Origin of the sequence: Paraburkholderia aromaticivorans, assembly GCF_012689525.1 — a bacterium.
Classification (GTDB): Bacteria; Pseudomonadota; Gammaproteobacteria; order Burkholderiales; family Burkholderiaceae; genus Paraburkholderia; species Paraburkholderia aromaticivorans_A.
Genome location: NZ_CP051516.1, coordinates 410,711 through 427,067, shown reverse-complemented (window position 1 = coordinate 427,067; position 16,357 = coordinate 410,711). Strand labels below are relative to the sequence as shown.

At 63.1% G+C, this 16,357-nt stretch carries 13 protein-coding genes; 4 read left to right on the top strand and 9 right to left on the bottom strand.

Annotated elements, in window-relative coordinates; all coding sequences use genetic code 11:
* The first annotated feature begins 93 nt into the window (after window positions 1-93).
* Window positions 94-894 (top strand): hypothetical protein, encoded by an 801-nt coding sequence (locus tag HF916_RS29995; RefSeq protein ID WP_168792526.1) that lies wholly within the window; start codon window positions 94-96, stop codon window positions 892-894.
* A 14-nt stretch (window positions 895-908) separates the two neighbouring features.
* On the opposite strand, the gene HF916_RS29990 is transcribed toward HF916_RS29995, so the two are convergent.
* The 9 genes from HF916_RS29990 to HF916_RS29950 all read right to left on the bottom strand — a co-directional run bounded on the left by HF916_RS29990 (window position 909) and on the right by HF916_RS29950 (window position 10,572).
* Window positions 909-1,721, bottom strand: a complete 813-nt coding sequence (locus HF916_RS29990) for an HpcH/HpaI aldolase/citrate lyase family protein (RefSeq protein WP_168792525.1) — start codon at window positions 1,719-1,721, stop codon at window positions 909-911.
* Between the two features lie 34 nt (window positions 1,722-1,755).
* The gene (locus tag HF916_RS29985) at window positions 1,756-2,508 is read right to left on the bottom strand and encodes a GntR family transcriptional regulator (RefSeq protein WP_168792524.1); all 753 of its coding nucleotides are present in this window, start codon (window positions 2,506-2,508) and stop codon (window positions 1,756-1,758) included.
* Window positions 2,509-2,554: 46 nt separating this feature from the next.
* Entirely contained in the window at window positions 2,555-3,745 is a 1,191-nt protein-coding gene (locus HF916_RS29980) for a CaiB/BaiF CoA transferase family protein (RefSeq protein WP_168792523.1), read from the bottom strand.
* Window positions 3,742-4,905 carry an acyl-CoA dehydrogenase family protein gene (locus tag HF916_RS29975; RefSeq protein ID WP_168792522.1) on the bottom strand — a complete coding sequence of 388 codons (1,164 nt, stop codon included), beginning with the start codon at window positions 4,903-4,905 and terminating at the stop codon, window positions 3,742-3,744. Before HF916_RS29975 ends, HF916_RS29980 begins: the two co-directional genes overlap by 4 nt.
* A 10-nt stretch (window positions 4,906-4,915) precedes the next feature.
* The gene (locus HF916_RS29970) at window positions 4,916-6,328 is read right to left on the bottom strand and encodes an MmgE/PrpD family protein (protein WP_168792521.1); all 1,413 of its coding nucleotides are present in this window, start codon (window positions 6,326-6,328) and stop codon (window positions 4,916-4,918) included.
* A 5-nt stretch (window positions 6,329-6,333) separates the two neighbouring features.
* On the bottom strand, window positions 6,334-7,719 hold the full coding sequence (locus tag HF916_RS29965; protein WP_168792520.1) for an MFS transporter: 1,386 nt from the start codon (window positions 7,717-7,719) through the stop codon (window positions 6,334-6,336).
* A 189-nt stretch (window positions 7,720-7,908) separates the two neighbouring features.
* Window positions 7,909-8,409, bottom strand: a complete 501-nt coding sequence (locus tag HF916_RS29960; protein ID WP_168792519.1) for a MaoC family dehydratase — start codon at window positions 8,407-8,409, stop codon at window positions 7,909-7,911.
* A gap of 290 nt (window positions 8,410-8,699) precedes the next feature.
* Entirely contained in the window at window positions 8,700-9,248 is a 549-nt protein-coding gene (locus HF916_RS29955; RefSeq protein ID WP_168792518.1) for a single-stranded DNA-binding protein, read from the bottom strand.
* A 136-nt stretch (window positions 9,249-9,384) separates the two neighbouring features.
* The gene (locus tag HF916_RS29950; RefSeq protein WP_168792517.1) at window positions 9,385-10,572 is read right to left on the bottom strand and encodes an MFS transporter; all 1,188 of its coding nucleotides are present in this window, start codon (window positions 10,570-10,572) and stop codon (window positions 9,385-9,387) included.
* Between the two features lie 344 nt (window positions 10,573-10,916).
* Between HF916_RS29950 and uvrA the strand changes: the two genes are divergently transcribed.
* The 3 genes from uvrA to HF916_RS29935 all read left to right on the top strand — a co-directional run bounded on the left by uvrA (window position 10,917) and on the right by HF916_RS29935 (window position 16,323).
* The gene (uvrA, locus tag HF916_RS29945; RefSeq protein ID WP_168792516.1) at window positions 10,917-13,790 is read left to right on the top strand and encodes an excinuclease ABC subunit UvrA; all 2,874 of its coding nucleotides are present in this window, start codon (window positions 10,917-10,919) and stop codon (window positions 13,788-13,790) included.
* Window positions 13,791-13,824: 34 nt separating this feature from the next.
* Entirely contained in the window at window positions 13,825-14,910 is a 1,086-nt protein-coding gene (locus HF916_RS29940) for an AI-2E family transporter (RefSeq protein ID WP_168792515.1), read from the top strand.
* A gap of 186 nt (window positions 14,911-15,096) precedes the next feature.
* The gene (locus HF916_RS29935; RefSeq protein WP_168792514.1) at window positions 15,097-16,323 is read left to right on the top strand and encodes a PepSY-associated TM helix domain-containing protein; all 1,227 of its coding nucleotides are present in this window, start codon (window positions 15,097-15,099) and stop codon (window positions 16,321-16,323) included.
* The last annotated feature ends 34 nt before the right edge of the window (window positions 16,324-16,357 follow it).

Below are 16,357 nucleotides of genomic sequence, written 5' to 3'. Positions count from 1 at the left end.
GGGCGATTGGCGTGGGACGTTGCGGGACTACCCGGGTTCTCGGCGGGTGGCGCTTGATGGAAAGTAACGAGGATGTGTCTACGGAGCATGGCGATGTCGGAAATAGGCTCGGCGCTGGTGGTTTTCGTTCTCCTGCTCGTCGTGACCGGAGTCGGCGTGTGGGTGCGCCCACTCCTGCCCGAGGAGCACAAGGCGCACGAGACGGTGCAGTTGATCCAACTGGTGATCGGCATGCTGGTGACGTTCGCCGCGCTGGTACTCGGCTTGATGACAGCGTCCGCGAAATCCAGCTTCGACACCGCCTCGAATGATTTGCGCACCTACGCGGCCGATCTGATCGAGTTCGACACGACGCTGCGCGAATACGGCATAGATACCGAGCCGGCCCGGCAGTTGTTGCGCCAGTACACCGCGGCGGCAATTGCATCGACGTGGCCTGCTGAAATGCCGCCGAGCGGCGACTATCCGAAAGACATAGGGTCGCCGGACAACTCGCAGAAACTGGAGAGCGTGCGGCTCGGCGACATGCTGACCGCCGTGGGCCGGGAGTTGCGGACGCTGCGGGCGCGCGACCCGTTACAACAGCGCGCCCTCGACGATGGGTTGAAGCAATACCGCCGCGTCGTGGATGCGCGGTGGAAGCTCATCGAGGAAGCGCACAGTTCGATTTCCCAACCTTTCCTCACGACATTGACGTTCTGGCTGGGCGTGATCTTTCTGAGTTTCGGCTTGATCGCGCCGCGCAATGCGCTGGCACTGGTCACGATTTCGCTGGGCGCGGTGTCGATTGCTTCGGCGATCTATGTGATTGTGGATCTGGATACGCCGTTCACTGGGCCGATCGTCATTTCCAGTGTGCCGCTGAGGGACGCGTTGGATCATTTGACGCGGTGAGTGTCGCGCGCGCGTCACGGGACGAGCGCGTCGAACTCCGCGATCCTCCTTGCCCGCTCGATGACGGGCCGGTCGACCAGTTTGCCATCCACTGCGAACGCGCCTTCTGGATGCTCGCGAGAAGCCGCCAGAACGCGCGCCGCCCAGCGGCGCTCGTCCTCGCTGGGTGCGAACCCGCTGTTGACCGGGTCCACCTGTCTCGGGTGAATGCACAGCTTGCCGCCGAAGCCGAAGCGCCGCGCCGTGGCCACATGCCCGCTCAGGCACGCGAGATCGTCGAGCTCCAGCGTCACACCGTCGATTGGCGCGGGCAGGCCCGCATAGCGCGATTCGATCACCATCTGCGAGCGCACGTAGTCCAGTTCGACGCCGAGCCCTTCGATGCCGGCATCGCCGCAAAAGTCCACAGTGCCGAAGGCGAGCCGCATGACCGACGGCGCGCCGGCAATCTCCCGCATCGCCACCACGCCCGCGACGCTTTCGATGAGCGCCACGATTCGCATCCGTGACGGCAGCCGCGCGGCGACATCGGCGAGTTGCCGCGCGCTGTCCGACTTCGGCAGCATCATCACGGAAACGCTTGATGCGCGCAGCATGTCCACGTCATCGACATGCCACGGCGTGCCTGCCGCATTCACGCGGACGATCAGCCGTGCCGGGTCCGCCGTCGACAGCCAGCGTTGCAGGCCCTCGCGCGCGGCTTGCTTGGCCGCTGGCGCGACCGCGTCTTCGAGATCGATCACCACCGCGTCCGCGCCTGTGTCGAGCGCCTTCGTGAAGCGCTCGGGGCGGTCGCCCGGTACGAACAGATAGCTGCGTGCGTCCATGTTGCTCTCCTGAACGGCACGCGGCGCAAGGTTGCTAGTTCGCGTGCCAGTCGCGTTGAAACGTTTCGGAATAACTGTACCGGTCCGCCGGATGCACGCTGATCGTCAACTCGACCACCTGCGCACGCCGGTTCAGATAGCGGCGGCACAACCACAGCGCGGGCGAACGCGGCTTCGCGTTCAAACGCTGCGCCAGCTTCGCCGGCAGCGCGACCGCGCGGATTTCCTGCTGCACTTCGGCGATCTGCTCACCGAACTGCTTTTCGATCATCGTATAGATCGGCACGTGCGTCCGGCCGCTCAGACCGGTCAACGAGCGGAACGCCGGGTGGATATACACCTCGGTGTGGCAGATCGGCTCGACACTCTCCGGCGAAAGGCGAATGCCCTCGGCCAGCAGCCAGGTTTCGCCTGGCTTTGCGCCGAGCCGTTCGATCAGTTCCGGGTCGTCGATCTCGACGGTCTGCGTCGACGCGATCTCCAATTCCGTGTCGGTCGTATAACGGTGCAGATCGCTCAGGCGCTCCATCACCTGACGGTACGCGGTCTCGCTCTGCGTGGCTTTCACGCGCGTGCCGATGCCAGGCCGCCGGTCCACCAGACCGCGCTGTTCGAGTTGCTTGATCGCCTGCCGCACGGTGAAGCGGCTCGCGCCAAACTGCTCGCACAGCTCGAACTCGGTCGGCAACAATGTGCCGATGGGAAACTGCCCGCCCTGAATCTCGTTGAGGAGCGTCTGTGCCAGTTGCATGTAGCGCGGCTGTTGCCCGAGGACTGTCGTGGCCATCTGGATGTGCAAAAAAGTGGAAGAGCGGACGGTTGCCCGCCCGGCCTCATTGCACCACACCCGCCTCCCTCAGCAAAGCGATCCTTTCCGCGCCGTAGCCCAACTCGTCGAGCAAACGCTGCGTGTCCTGCCCGAGATCCGGCGCGGCGCGCGTCGGCAGAGGCTCGTCGATCCGCACCGGTGCGGCCACGCCGCGCACCTTGCCGAAGCGCGGATGCTCGGCATCCACCACGCATTCGCGTTCGGCGACGAAGGGATTCTCCAGCGCCTCCTTGACGTTGAAGACCGGCGCGGCCGGCACGCGGCCGCCGAAGCGTTCGAGCCATTGCGCCGTGGTGGCGCTCGAGAGCACCGCGTCGAGTTCGGTCTGTACCAGTTCGCGATTCGCAAGGCGCGCCTGGAAGTTGCAAAAGCGCGGATCGGTCACCCACGATGGTTTGTCGATCACTTCGGCGAGCACGCCCCAGAACTTCTCCTTGTTGCACATCAGGAAGATCCAGCCGTCCTGCGTCTTGTACAACTGGCTCGGCGTGAGCGACGGATGCGACGAGCGGTTCTCGCGCCCCGTCACCACGCCGCCGTTCAGGTACCACGTCGCGACATAGGCGAGGTTATGCAGCGCGACGTCGAACAGACTCACGTCGATGTCGCGCCCTTTGCCCGAGGTCTTCGCATCGACGAGCCCGGCGAGCAGCGCCATCGCCGCGGTTGTGCCGGTCATCAGGTCGATGATCGACAAACCGAAGCGCGCCGGCGGGCTGTCAGGCTCGCCGGTGACGGAGAGATAGCCCGCCTCGGCCTGCATCAGATAGTCGTAGCCCGGCCATGCCGCGCGGCTGCCGCTGCGCCCGTACGCGGACAGATGCCCGCACACGATCTTCGGATTCGCCTCGCAAAGTTGCGCGTAAGTGAGCCCGAGTTTCGCCGGCAGATCGCCGCGCAGATTGTTGAACACGGCGTCGCTCTTTGCGACGAGGTCCAGCAGCACCGCGCGCGCTTCGGGCTTCTTCAGGTCGAGCGTCAGACTGCACTTGTTACGATTGAAGGCTTCGAAGAAGTGGCTATCGCCCTCGCCGAAGAAATACGGGCCGACCGCGCGGCCGACGTCGCCGCCGTTGCTCGGATGCTCGATCTTGATGATCTCCGCGCCGAGGTCCGCGAGATGCTGGGTGGCGAACGGCCCGGCGCCGTATTGTTCGATGGCGAGCACGCGCACGCCGGAAAGAGGCAGACTCATACCGGACTCCTTTCGATCAGTTGCTTGGCGATGATGATGCGTTGCATCTCGTTGGTGCCTTCACCAATCGTGAGGAGCGGCGCGTCGCGATACAGGCGCTCGACGTTGTATTCCTTTGAATAGCCGTAGGCGCCGTGAATGCGCATGGCCTCGATGCTGTTTTCCAGCGCGGCTTCGGTGGCAAAGTATTTCGCCATGCCCGCTTCCATGTCGCAGCGCTCGCCGCGGTCGTACTTCTGCGCGGCGGCATCGACCAGCAGGCGGCCCGCTTCGACGCGCGTCGCCATTTCGCCGAGCTTCAACTGGATCGCCTGGTGCTCGCAGATTGGCTTGCCGAAGGTTTTGCGTTGCTGCGAATAGCTGACCGATTCATCAAGCGCGGCTTGCGCAACACCGACGCCGCGCGCCGCGACATTGATACGGCCGAGTTCGAGGCCGCCGAGTATCTGCTGCAGGCCACGGCCTTCCACGCCGCCGATCAACGCATCGGTTGACACGTGATAATCGTTGAACGACAACTCACACGTATCGATACCTTTATAGCCGAGCTTTTCGAGCTGACGGCTGACCTCGAATCCCGGGCCTTTCTGCACCAGCAACAAACTCATCCCACGATGACGCGGCTGCGCCGTCGTATCCGTCTTCACAAGCAGCGCCAGCGTGTTGCCGTGCTTGCTGTTGGTGATCCACGTCTTGTTGCCGTTGACGACATACTCGTCGCCGACGCGTTTGGCGGTCGTGCGAATGGCCTGCAGATCGGTGCCGCAATCGGGCTCGGTAAGGCCGATGCCGCCGCGCCACTCGCCGGTCGCAAACTTCGGCAGATATTTGCTTTTCTGCTCGGGTGTGCCGTTGCGTTGCACCAGCATCGCGAGAATCAGATGCGAGTTGATGATGCCGCTCACCGACATCCATACCCGCGAGATGCGCGCGATGATCTGCGCGTAGATCCGCGTCGACAATCCCAGCCCGCCATACTCGGGATCGATGATGCAGCCGAACAGGCCCATTTCCTTCATCTTCTCGACGATCTCCGCCGGGTAGATATCGTCGTGATCGAACTTGTGAACGTAAGGGCGCACCTCGGTTTCGAGAAAGCGGTCCAGCATGTCTAGAATCAGTTGATCGTTTTCCAGCGTGTCGAGCTCAGTTGCAGTCATGATGACGTCCTTAGGATGCGGTGTGTCCGGCAAGCGTGTCGGCGAGCAAGCGGGCCGGCTGTTCGTCGAGTTGCAATACGGTTTGGGCGATCTGTTCGGCGGCGCTGCGCGAGACGCTGCGCTGCGCGTTCGCGTAGAACTTGGCGACGATGTCGTCGTTGCTGACGGGCCGGTCCGCGCAACCGCGATTGATCGCCTCGCGATGCGCGACGCGCGAGCCGTCGCTGCGTTCCACCACGACTTCGCCCGTGTAGTGGCGCGGGAAGGTCGTGTCGGGGTCGATTTCGTAATCGACGCGCGCGGCGAGCGCCAGCACCGCAGGATCGGCGAGCGCGGCCGGTTCGAGTTCGTCGAGCGTGAAGCGGCCTTTTAGCAACGCCGTGGCGACGATGTACGGCACGCTGAATTGCGCGTCATAAGCCGTTACTGGTTTGCGTTTCGCGTCGACCGGTTCGCACACGATTTCGACCGTGCCGCGCGGCACCTTGGCGACCACGCGTCGTATCGAGTCGAGCGAGTCCGGGGAAAAGCGCTGCTGACGATGCAACGCGATCGCCGCGTCGGCGACTGCATGCGTGAAGTGGCATGCCGGTAGCGGTTTGATGGCGACTTCGTCGATTTGCCAGGTGCTGCCGAGGCCTTCTGCGGCGAGTTGGCGATCGGCCGCGTCGAGCGGTTTGCCGAGGTGGCTGGCGTACAGGCCGAAGCGTCCTTCGTAGGCCAAACGCGGGCCGGTGAAGCCGTGCTTAGCGAGCGTCGCGGCCGTGATGCCCGAGGCTGCCGCGAAACCAGGATGGGCGCGTTTGGTCCACGCGCCGTCTTCGAGGAATTCGAGGCTGCCCGCCGCCATCGACAAGACGATGCCTTGCGCGTGCGCCATGCGGGCTTCGTCGAGTTGCAGCAAACGCGATGTGGCGACCGCGCAACCGAACGCGCCGACCAGGCCCGTCGGATGAAACCCGGCGTCGTGGAATCCGCCCTTGGCCGCCGATGCCACGCGCGTCGACACTTCCATTGCAACGATGTACGCGGCCAGCAGATCCGCGCCGCTCAGACCGTCGCGGTCGGCGAGCGCGAGCACGCAGGGCAATGCGCTGGTGGTCGAGTGAATGACGCCACGTGAATGCGTGTCGTCGAAGTCGAGACCGTGGATCAGCACGCCGTTCATCATCGCGGAATCGCGCAGGGCGAGACGCCGGCCGTAGCCGATCACCGGCGAGGCACCGCTGCCGAGCTCGGAGAAGGCGGCGAGCGAGACATCCGCATACGGGTAACCCCGCGACGCGAATGCGATGCCGACAGCATCGAGAATCAGATGCTTGGCGCGCGTCTGCACCGCGCGCGGTACGTCGCTCAATTGCAGACCCAGCCCGAAGCGCGCGTATTGATCGGACAGCGGGACGGAGGTATCGAGTGAAGTCATGGGATTTAACCTTGCTGGGCTGCGGGTAGCGAATCGGAGTCGGTATCGAGGCTCGGCGAGATCCGCTCGAGCGCATGCTGATTGGTTTCCACACGCAGCAGCAGAATGCCGAACACCAGTAGCGCCAGGACGCCGCTCACCATGGCCAGCACGCCGGACACGCCGAACGAGTTGTAGAGCAGCACCGCGAGATACGGCGTGGTCATCGAGGCAGCGCGGCCACAGACACCCGCCGTGCCGGTGCCGCGCAGGCGCAGTTCGGTCGGAAAGAGTTCGGGGATGTAGGCGAACAAACCGAGCGTGGTGACCGTGTAAATACAGGTGATCAATACGAAGCCGACGCTGCTGATCGCCCAGCCTGCATGCATGTTCGGATAGATGAAGCCGACCACGATCGTGGCGATCGCGAAGATCACAAGGCCACGCGCCCGTCCGATGCGGTCCGCGCAGAAGAAGCCGACCAGTGCGCCGCCCGGCGCGCCGAACGCCATCAGCGTCGTGAAGCCTAGCGATTGCACGATGGTGAGACCTTCCTTGACGAAGAAGGTCGGCAGCCAAGCGACAAAGCCGTACACCGAGATATTCACGGCGACCGCCGTGAGAATGGCGACCAGCGTGCGGCCGAGCATGGCGTGTGAGAACAACGCGGAGAACGGCGCTTTCGGCACTTCGAGACTTTCGGTGCGTTCGACCGGCGGCAACGGACCTTTCTGACGCTGGACCTCGTGCTCGATAGCGGACACGGTGGTTTCGGCTTCTTCGCTGCGCCCAACCGATTCGAGCCAGCGCGGCGACTCCGGCATCCGGTGCCGCAGCACCCACACGATGATCGCGCCGACGCCGGCAATCGCGAACATATAGCGCCAGCCAAGATGCGGAATCACGACGTAGCCCACCGCCGTCGACACTAGCAAACCGGAATTGATGATGAGCGCGAGCAACGCGGTCCAGCGTCCGCGCGACGCGGGCGGGATGAATTCGCACAGGGTGCCCGCCGCGACCACGAGTTCGGCGCCGAGGCCGACGCCCATGATGAGCCGCAGCACGATCAGCCACGTCATGTTCGGCACGAAGCACGCGGCAATCGACGCGAGGCCGAAGATCAGCAGGTTGGTCTGGTACGACGAGCGGCGGCCGAAACGGTCGCCGAGATAGCCGGCAAAGCCCGCGCCGATCAGCATGCCGAGAAATGTCACCGAGATGAACAGCGCGTTCAGCTTCAGATCCGAGAAGCCCGTTTTCACCATCGCGCCGAGCGCACCGGCGGCGAGATAGATGTCGAAGGCGTCGAGAAAGGCACCCGCGCTGATGAGCCCAAGAATCTTCCAATGGAAGGACGCGATGGGCAGGCGATCGAGTCGCGCGCCGGAATTGACGATACCGATAGCCACCTTTGTCTCCTTGGTGTGCGTGCGGCCGCGTTGACGCTCGCCGCATCGCGACGCCTGTTCGGGCGCCGCCGGAAGCCACGCGCTGGCTGCTCTTGCTGGCAGGTATGCGCTGTTTTGCTGCTGGTCGTTCTCAGACTGTGCGGGCGTTCGGCCCGAACATGCGGCGGTTCACGCCGGACAACGCGTCAATCAGTCGCCGACTCCGTGCCCACGTGCCGGCACTAGTGCGCTGCGCACGAAATCCATGATCGGCGTGCCGTCCTGCTTGAACGCGCGGGTTTGCACGGTGACGATGCCCTGCCCCGGACGCGACTTCGACTCACGCTTTTCGAGCACTTCGGATTCTGCATAGATCGTATCGCCACAGAACACCGGGCCGGTCAGACGAATCTCTTTCCAGCCGAGGTTGGCGATTGCCTTGCCGCTGACGTCGTTCACCGACAGACCCAGCACCACGGCAACCGTCAGACCGCTATTGACGAGCAGGCGGCCGAATTCGCTTTGGGCGGCGTAGGCGGCATCGCAGTGCATCGGATGGAAGTTCATCGTCAGTAGCGAGAAGTGGATGTTGTCAGCTTCGGTGATGGTGCGCCCAGGGCGGTGTTCGTAGATATCGCCGACCTGAAAATCTTCGAGGTAGCGGCCGTAGCTGGCGCGAATGCGATTTTTGACTGCGACGTCGGATTCCATGTTTGTCTCCTGTTTCGAGTGACTTATCTGCATTTGTTACTTTGTCCGTACAAAGTGTGATTTGAGTATTGGCGTCGGGCGGCTGAATGTCAAGGCGGCATTCGTGGAGACGGCGCGTAACTGGGGCAAATGCGCCGCTGAGGCACGCCAGTGCTCGTGACCCAGGTTTATCCCTGGCAGGTGGTCAGCGGGTGAGGTGAAACGCCCGTGCTGCCTGCCTTATCGACGCGCAAAAAAACCCCGCTGGTTGAGCGGGGTTTTTGCATCGATTCGGTGCGAACGCGGATGATTTAGAACGGAATATCGTCATCCATCTCATCAAACCCGCCGCCGGCCGGCGCGCTCGGACGGCTTGCGCCACCACCGCCACCGCCACCACCACCGCTGCCGCCACGCGCACCGCCGCCCGACACCGCGCGGCCACCGCCACCACCGCCGCCGCTACGCTCCGACGGTTCGCCACGGCTGTAGCCGCCTTCGTCGCCACCGCCGCCCATCGAACCGCCACGGCCGCCCAGCATTTGCATCTGTTCGGCGACGATTTCCGTCGAGTAACGGTCGGTGCCGTCTTGCGCCTGCCACTTACGGGTGCGGATGCGCCCTTCCAGGTACACCGACGAGCCCTTCTTCAAATATTCGGACACAATTTCCGCGAGGCGGCCGAAGAACGACACGCGGTGCCATTCGGTCGCTTCCTTCATTTCGCCGGACGCCTTGTCCTTGTACCGATCCGTCGTTGCAAGGCGGATGTTCGCCACTGCGTCGCCGCTCGGAAGATAACGGACTTCCGGATCGGCTCCGAGATTGCCGACGAGAATGACCTTGTTCACGGATGCCATGAGTTTCTCCTGTTGATTCCATTACGGGCGGCGCGGCAATACGCGGTTTCGCGTTTCAGGGCCGGCAGGCCCGAGACCGGAACTGCGCCTCTGCCCGCCGCCGGGTGAGTTCTGGGTAAGTTCGGGATGCGCCGGTTTACGCTTTGCGCGGCGGCTGTTTCATCTTTGCGGCGATTATAAGCCAGCACAAGACGAGCCCCGAACACGTAAAAAAGACAGCGCTCTGACCATCCACTTTCAGCAGCCAACCGCCGACCACGCCGCCCAGCGCAAGACCGATCGACTGCGTGGTGTTGTACACGCCGGCGGCCGCGCCCTTGCGCGTGCCCGGCGCCAGTTTCGACACCAGCGAAGGCTGCGAAGCCTCAAGAATATTGAAGCCGAGAAAGTACACAAAAAGGATCGCCGCCACACTCAGAATCGTATGCGGAGCGACGCCCAATAACAACTGGCCGATCAGGATAAGACCGATCGCGGACAGCAGCACGATCTTCATTTTGCCGCGCTTTTCGGCGGCGATGATCGCGGGCACCATCATCACGAACGAAAGGCCCATGACCGGCAAATACACCTTCCAATGCGACGCGACGGGCAAGCCGCCGGCTTCGAGAATGCGCGGCACGACGAGGAACAGCGCGGTTTGCGTGGCATGCAGCACGAGCACGCCGAAGTTCAGACGCAGCAGTTCGACGTTGTGCAATACCTCGGCGAACGGCGCGCGCACGTGCACCGGCTTCGGCGCATCGGGCACGATCCACAGCACCACGCCGATCGCCAGAATCGAGAAAATGCCTACCAGCGTGAACAAACCGCTCATGCCGACCCACTGGAACACGATCGGCGCACCGACGATCGCCACCGCGAACGACACACCGATACTCGCACCCACCATGGCCATGGCCTTGGTGCGATGCTCCTCTGCGGTAAGGTCGGCGATAAACGCGATTACCGCCGACGACACCGCGCCCATGCCCTGAATCACCCGCCCGACGATGATCCACGTCATGTCGTGCGCGCCCGCCGCGACGAAGCTGCCGATCGCGAAAATCAGCAAACCGGTCGCAATGACCGGTTTGCGGCCGATCTTGTCGGAGACCCAGCCATAGAAGATGTACAGCATGGACTGCGTCACGCCGTACGCGCCGAGCGCGATACCCACCAGCAGCACGTTGTCGCCGCCCGGGATGGTCCTCGCGTAGATCGAGAACACCGGCATGATCATGAAGAGACCCAGCATGCGCAGCGCGAAGATCGCGGCAAGCGACACGGTCGCGCGCAGTTCAGGCGCGCTCATGCGTGAGGAGATGGCGGACGGATTGGACATCGGGAGCGTTCGTTGATTGAGCTGGGCGGCACACCGCGGACGGGCACAGCGGCGGAGCGGTCACGACCGCGCGGCTTACCGCAAGACGGCGGGCCGGCAGCGGCGCGGCGCTCGAGCCGACGGCCTTCCTGCATTCCCGCTGGCGCCTCGCGGTGCCTCGTGTTGCCTTGTACTCGCGGAAAACGGCCCCAGTTAGACCTCTTCCCCGCGGCGCTGGACCGCTGCCTTACAGCTCGCCTCAACGCCTCTTCAGGCTGTCAGGAAGCCGTAACGGCGGTCTTGAAAAGTCGTTATAGTAGCAGGTTTAGCCTCTTCCTCTTTCCGCCAGTTCATGGAATAAATCCGTGGAACAAATCCGTATTCGTGGGGCTCGCACCCACAACCTGAAGAACGTCAACCTCGACTTACCCCGTCACAAGCTCGTTGTCATCACGGGCCTTTCAGGCTCGGGCAAATCGTCGCTGGCGTTCGACACGCTCTATGCGGAAGGACAACGGCGCTACGTCGAAAGTCTCTCCGCCTACGCACGCCAGTTCCTGCAATTGATGGAGAAACCGGACGTCGATCTGATCGAAGGCCTGTCGCCGGCGATCTCGATCGAGCAGAAGGCGACCTCGCACAACCCGCGTTCCACGGTCGGCACCGTCACCGAGATTCACGACTACCTGCGACTATTGTTCGCACGGGTCGGCACGCCTTACTGTCCGGACCACGAAATTCCGCTGGAAGCGCAAAGCGTCTCGCAGATGGTCGACGCGGCGCTCGCGTTGCCGGAAGAAACGAAGCTCATGATCCTCGCGCCCGTTGTGGCGGACCGCAAGGGCGAGCACGTCGAACTGTTCGAGGAAATGCAGGCGCAAGGCTTTATCCGTTTTCGCGTGCGCTCGGGCGGCGGCACCGCCAATGAAGGCGTCGCGAAGATCTATGAAGTCGATTCGCTGCCGAAGCTGAAGAAGAACGACAAGCACACCATCGACGTGGTCGTGGACCGCCTGAAAGTGCGCCCCGACATGAAGCAGCGTCTCGCGGAATCGTTTGAAACGGCACTGCGTCTCGCCGACGGCCGCGCGATCGCGCTCCAAATGGACACGGACAAGGAGAAGCTGTTCAGCTCGAAATTCGCCTGCCCGATCTGCTCGTACTCGTTGCAGGAACTGGAGCCGCGCCTCTTCTCGTTCAACAATCCGATGGGCGCATGCCCGGAATGCGACGGCCTCGGCCAGATCACTTTCTTCGATCCGAAGCGGGTGGTCGCGCATCCGTCGCTGTCGCTCGCGGCCGGCGCGGTGAAGGGCTGGGACCGGCGCAATCAGTTCTACTTCCAGATGCTGCAGAGTCTCGCGGCGTTCTACGAGTTCGACATCGACACGGCCGTCGAAGACTTGCCGGAGAAAGTCCGCAAGATCCTGCTGTTCGGTTCGGGCAAGCAGGAGATCCCGTTCTCGTACATCAACGAACGTGGCCGCACTTCGGTGCGCGAGCATGTATTCGAAGGGATCATCCCGAATCTGGAGCGGCGTTACCGCGAGACCGATTCGGTCGCGGTGCGCGAAGAGCTCGCCAAGTATCAGAACAACCAGCCCTGCCCGGCCTGCGCCGGCACGCGGCTGCGGCGCGAAGCGCGCTTCGTGCGGATCGGCTCGGACAGCGACGCGCGCGGCATCTTCGAAATCAGCGGCTGGCCGCTGCGCGACGCGCTCGGCTATTTTCAGACGCTGCGCCTGGAAGGCTCCAAGCGCGAAATCGCCGACAAGGTGGTCAAGGAAATCGTCGCGCGGCTGATGTTCCTGAATAACGTCGGGCTGGATTACCTGTCGCTCGAACGCAGCGCGGAGACACTGTCCGGCGGCGAGGCGCAGCGCATTCGCCTCGCGTCGCAAATCGGCTCGGGGCTGACCGGCGTGATGTATGTGCTGGACGAGCCGTCCATCGGTCTGCATCAGCGAGATAACGACCGGCTGATCGCCACGCTCAAGCATCTGCGCGACCTCGGCAACTCCGTGATCGTCGTCGAACACGACGAAGACATGATCCGCATGGCCGACTACGTGGTCGACATGGGTCCGGGCGCGGGCGAACACGGCGGCATGGTGATCGCCGAGGGCACGCCCAAACAGGTGCAAGCGAACGCGGCGTCGATGACCGGGCAATACATGTCCGGCGCGCGCAACATCGAGTTCCCGGACGAACGCAAGGAGCCCGACGATAAGCGCCTGCGAATCGTCGAGGCGTACGGCAACAATCTGCAGCATGTGTCACTGGATCTACCGGTCGGCTTGCTCACCTGCGTGACCGGCGTGTCCGGTTCGGGCAAGTCCACGCTCATCAACGACACGCTGTATCACGCGGTCGCGCATCACCTGTACGGCTCGGCCACGGAGCCGGCGCCGTACGAATCGATCGAGGGCCTGGAGCATTTCGACAAGGTCATCAACGTCGACCAGTCGCCGATCGGCCGCACACCGCGCTCGAACCCGGCCACCTACACGGGCCTCTTCACGCCGATCCGCGAACTGTTCGCGGGCGTACCGGCAGCGAAGGAGCGCGGCTATGAGGCTGGCCGCTTCTCGTTCAACGTGAAAGGCGGCCGCTGCGAATCTTGTCAGGGCGACGGCGTGCTAAAGGTCGAGATGCACTTTTTGCCGGACGTGTACGTGCCGTGCGACGTCTGTCACGGCAAGCGCTACAACCGCGAAACGCTGGACGTGCAGTACAAAGGCAAGAACATCAGCGAAGTACTCGACATGACGGTGGAGAACGCCTATGAGTTCTTCAAGCCGGTGCCGGTCGTCGCACGCAAGCTGAAAACCTTGCTAGACGTTGGTTTGGGCTATATCCGGCTGGGCCAGTCGGCCACCACGCTGTCGGGCGGCGAGGCACAGCGCGTCAAACTATCTTTGGAACTGAGCAAGCGTGACACAGGTCGCACGCTATACATACTTGACGAGCCGACCACCGGCCTGCACTTTCATGACATCGCTTTGTTGCTCGAAGTGATTCATCGATTACGCGACCAGGGTAATACCGTCGTGATCATCGAGCATAATCTCGATGTAATAAAGACTGCGGACTGGGTCATCGATCTCGGTCCGGAAGGCGGGGCCGGCGGCGGGCAGATCATTGCCCAGGGTACGCCGGAGCAGGTGGCGAAGTCGAAGGCAAGTTTTACCGGTAAGTACCTGGCGCCTCTGCTGAAACGCGCGGCCAGTAAAAAGTAACGCTGCACAACTCGGGTTGGAGACGGAATAAGCCATGGCCAAGCGGAATCAGGCGCGCGACGACGGGCAAGTGCAGGACCTACGCCCACGCCCGGTCAGGCTGACGAGCGACATGAGCCTGCCGAAGCTGTCGGCAGTCGAAGTCGGCAGCTACATCGTGATGCTGTTCGGCATGTGGGCGGTCATCGAACTGCGGCTGCTCGGCGCGTTGCTCGCCGGGCTGCTGGTGTTCCAACTAGTCCACACGATCGCGCCGCGCATCGAGCGCCATATGTCGAGCAAGCGGGCGCGCTGGCTCGCGGTGGTGTTCCTGTCCGCGCTAATCGTGGGCGCGCTGACGGGCCTCACGCTCGGCATCATCGAGCATTTCGAGAACGATGTGCCGAGCGTGCAGAAACTGCTCGACCAGGCCATGCAGCTGATCGACCAGGCGCGCGGACGGATTCCGCAATTCGTCGCCAACTATCTGCCGGTCGATACCGAACAGATGAAGACCAAGGCGGCGGAGCTGATGCAGACGCATGCCAACATGCTCCAGCAAAGCGGCAAGACGGCGGCGCGCGCGTTCACGCATATCCTGATCGGCATGATCATCGGCGCGATCATCGCGGTCGGCGCGCAGAAGCATATGCAACGGCTGCCGCTGTCCACGGCGTTCGTCACACGCGTGACACGTTTCGCCGATGCGTTTCGCCGCATCGTGTTCGCCCAGGTGAAGATTTCCGCGATCAACGCGGTCTTCACCGGCATCTTCCTGCTGGTGATCCTGCCGATCTTCCACGACACGCTGCCGTTGTCGAAGACGCTGGTGCTGGTCACGTTCATCGTCGGCTTGCTGCCGGTGATCGGCAATCTGATCTCGAACACGATCATCGTCGCGGTGGCGCTCTCGGTGAGCTTTCCGGCGGCGATCATGTCGCTCGTGTTCCTGATCCTGATTCACAAGCTCGAGTACTTTCTGAACGCGCGCATTGTCGGCGGACAGATCGAAGCGCGCGCGTGGGAATTGCTGATCGCCATGCTCATCATGGAAGCCGCGTTCGGTCTTCCCGGCGTGATCGCGGCGCCGATTTTCTATGCGTACATCAAGCGGGAATTGATTTACTTGCGGCTGGTTTGAGGCGGCGGCGAGCGGCCCGCTAGTCAAAAACAGCGGCGCTTCGGCGCCGCTTTTCATTGGCCGCGCGTTTACGGAAAACTTGCAGTCCGCGGCAAGTCTCCCGTAAGATGCGAACAATTCCCATTTACGTCAAGCCTCTGTCGTGACACCCCGTTCGAATTCCCGCTCCGTGGCGACGGCTCGCCCATGAGGCGCCAACTCGTCCGCCTGCACCGCTGGTTCGGTGTTGCCACAGCGCTGTTTCTGTTCGTCGCCGGCCTGACTGGCGCGATCATCGCGTGGGACCATGAGCTCGATGCGGCGCTGAACCCATCCTTCTTCAAAGCCCGCACCGCCGGTCCGGCGCTGTCGGGCCTGGAGTTGGCGCGCCGCGTGGAAGCCGCCGATTCGCGTCTTCAGGTGACGTATCTGCCGCTGGCGGCCGAGCCTGGCCATACGCTGCAAATGATGGTGCTGCCGCGGACCAACCCAGCCACGCAGAAGCCCTACCCGCTCGACTTCAATCAGATTGCCGTCGACCCCGCCACCGGCGAGATCCAGGGACGCCGCGAATGGGGCGTCGTCTCGCTCTCGCGGCTCAATCTGATCCCGTTCATCTACAAGCTCCACTACACGCTGCAACTGCCGTTTACGGGCGGCGTCGACATCGGCACGTGGTTAATGGGAATGGTCGGCATGATCTGGCTGTTCGACAGCGTGATCGCGCTGTGGCTGTCGTTTCCGAGCGTCAAGGCGTGGCGCAAGTCGTTGGCGTTCCGCCTCGGGCGCGGCGGCTATACGTTCACTTTCGATTTGCACCGCTCAGGCGGCGTGTGGATCTGGGGCGTGCTGATGATCGTTGCGCTGACATCGGTGTCGATGGATCTCTCAGCGCCGGTGGTGCGCCCAATCGTGTCACTGTTCTCGAAGCTCACGCCGGACCCGATCAACAACCCGGAAATCCTGCGCGCCCCGCAACCGGGCGATACGGTGTTGAGTCGCGAGCGCATCGTGCAATTGGCCGAGCAAGCAGGCAAGGCACAGAACCTGAGCGTCGCACCGGGCGGTATCTATTACGCGGAATTCCTGCATGCATACGGCGTCGGTTTCTACGCGACCGGCAACGATCATGGTGATTTGGGCCTCGGCAATCCGTGGATGTATTGGGACGCGGCCACCGGCAAGCAACTCGGCGCGCAGATTCCCGGCAAGGGCACGGCGGGCGATATCTTCGTGCAGGTGCAATTCCCTCTGCATTCGGGACGCATCCTCGGTCTCGGCGGACGGATTCTGATTAGCGCTGTCGGCATCGCGGTCGCCGTGCTGAGCGCGACGGGACTGCTGATCTGGCTGAAGAAACTGAACGCGCGCCGCCGTTCGGCGCAAAACGCCAATCTCGCGCGTGACGCGGGCCGGTCCGCGGCGCGCTCATAATCGCGGGCAAACAAAAAAGGCGGCGCCGGAATTA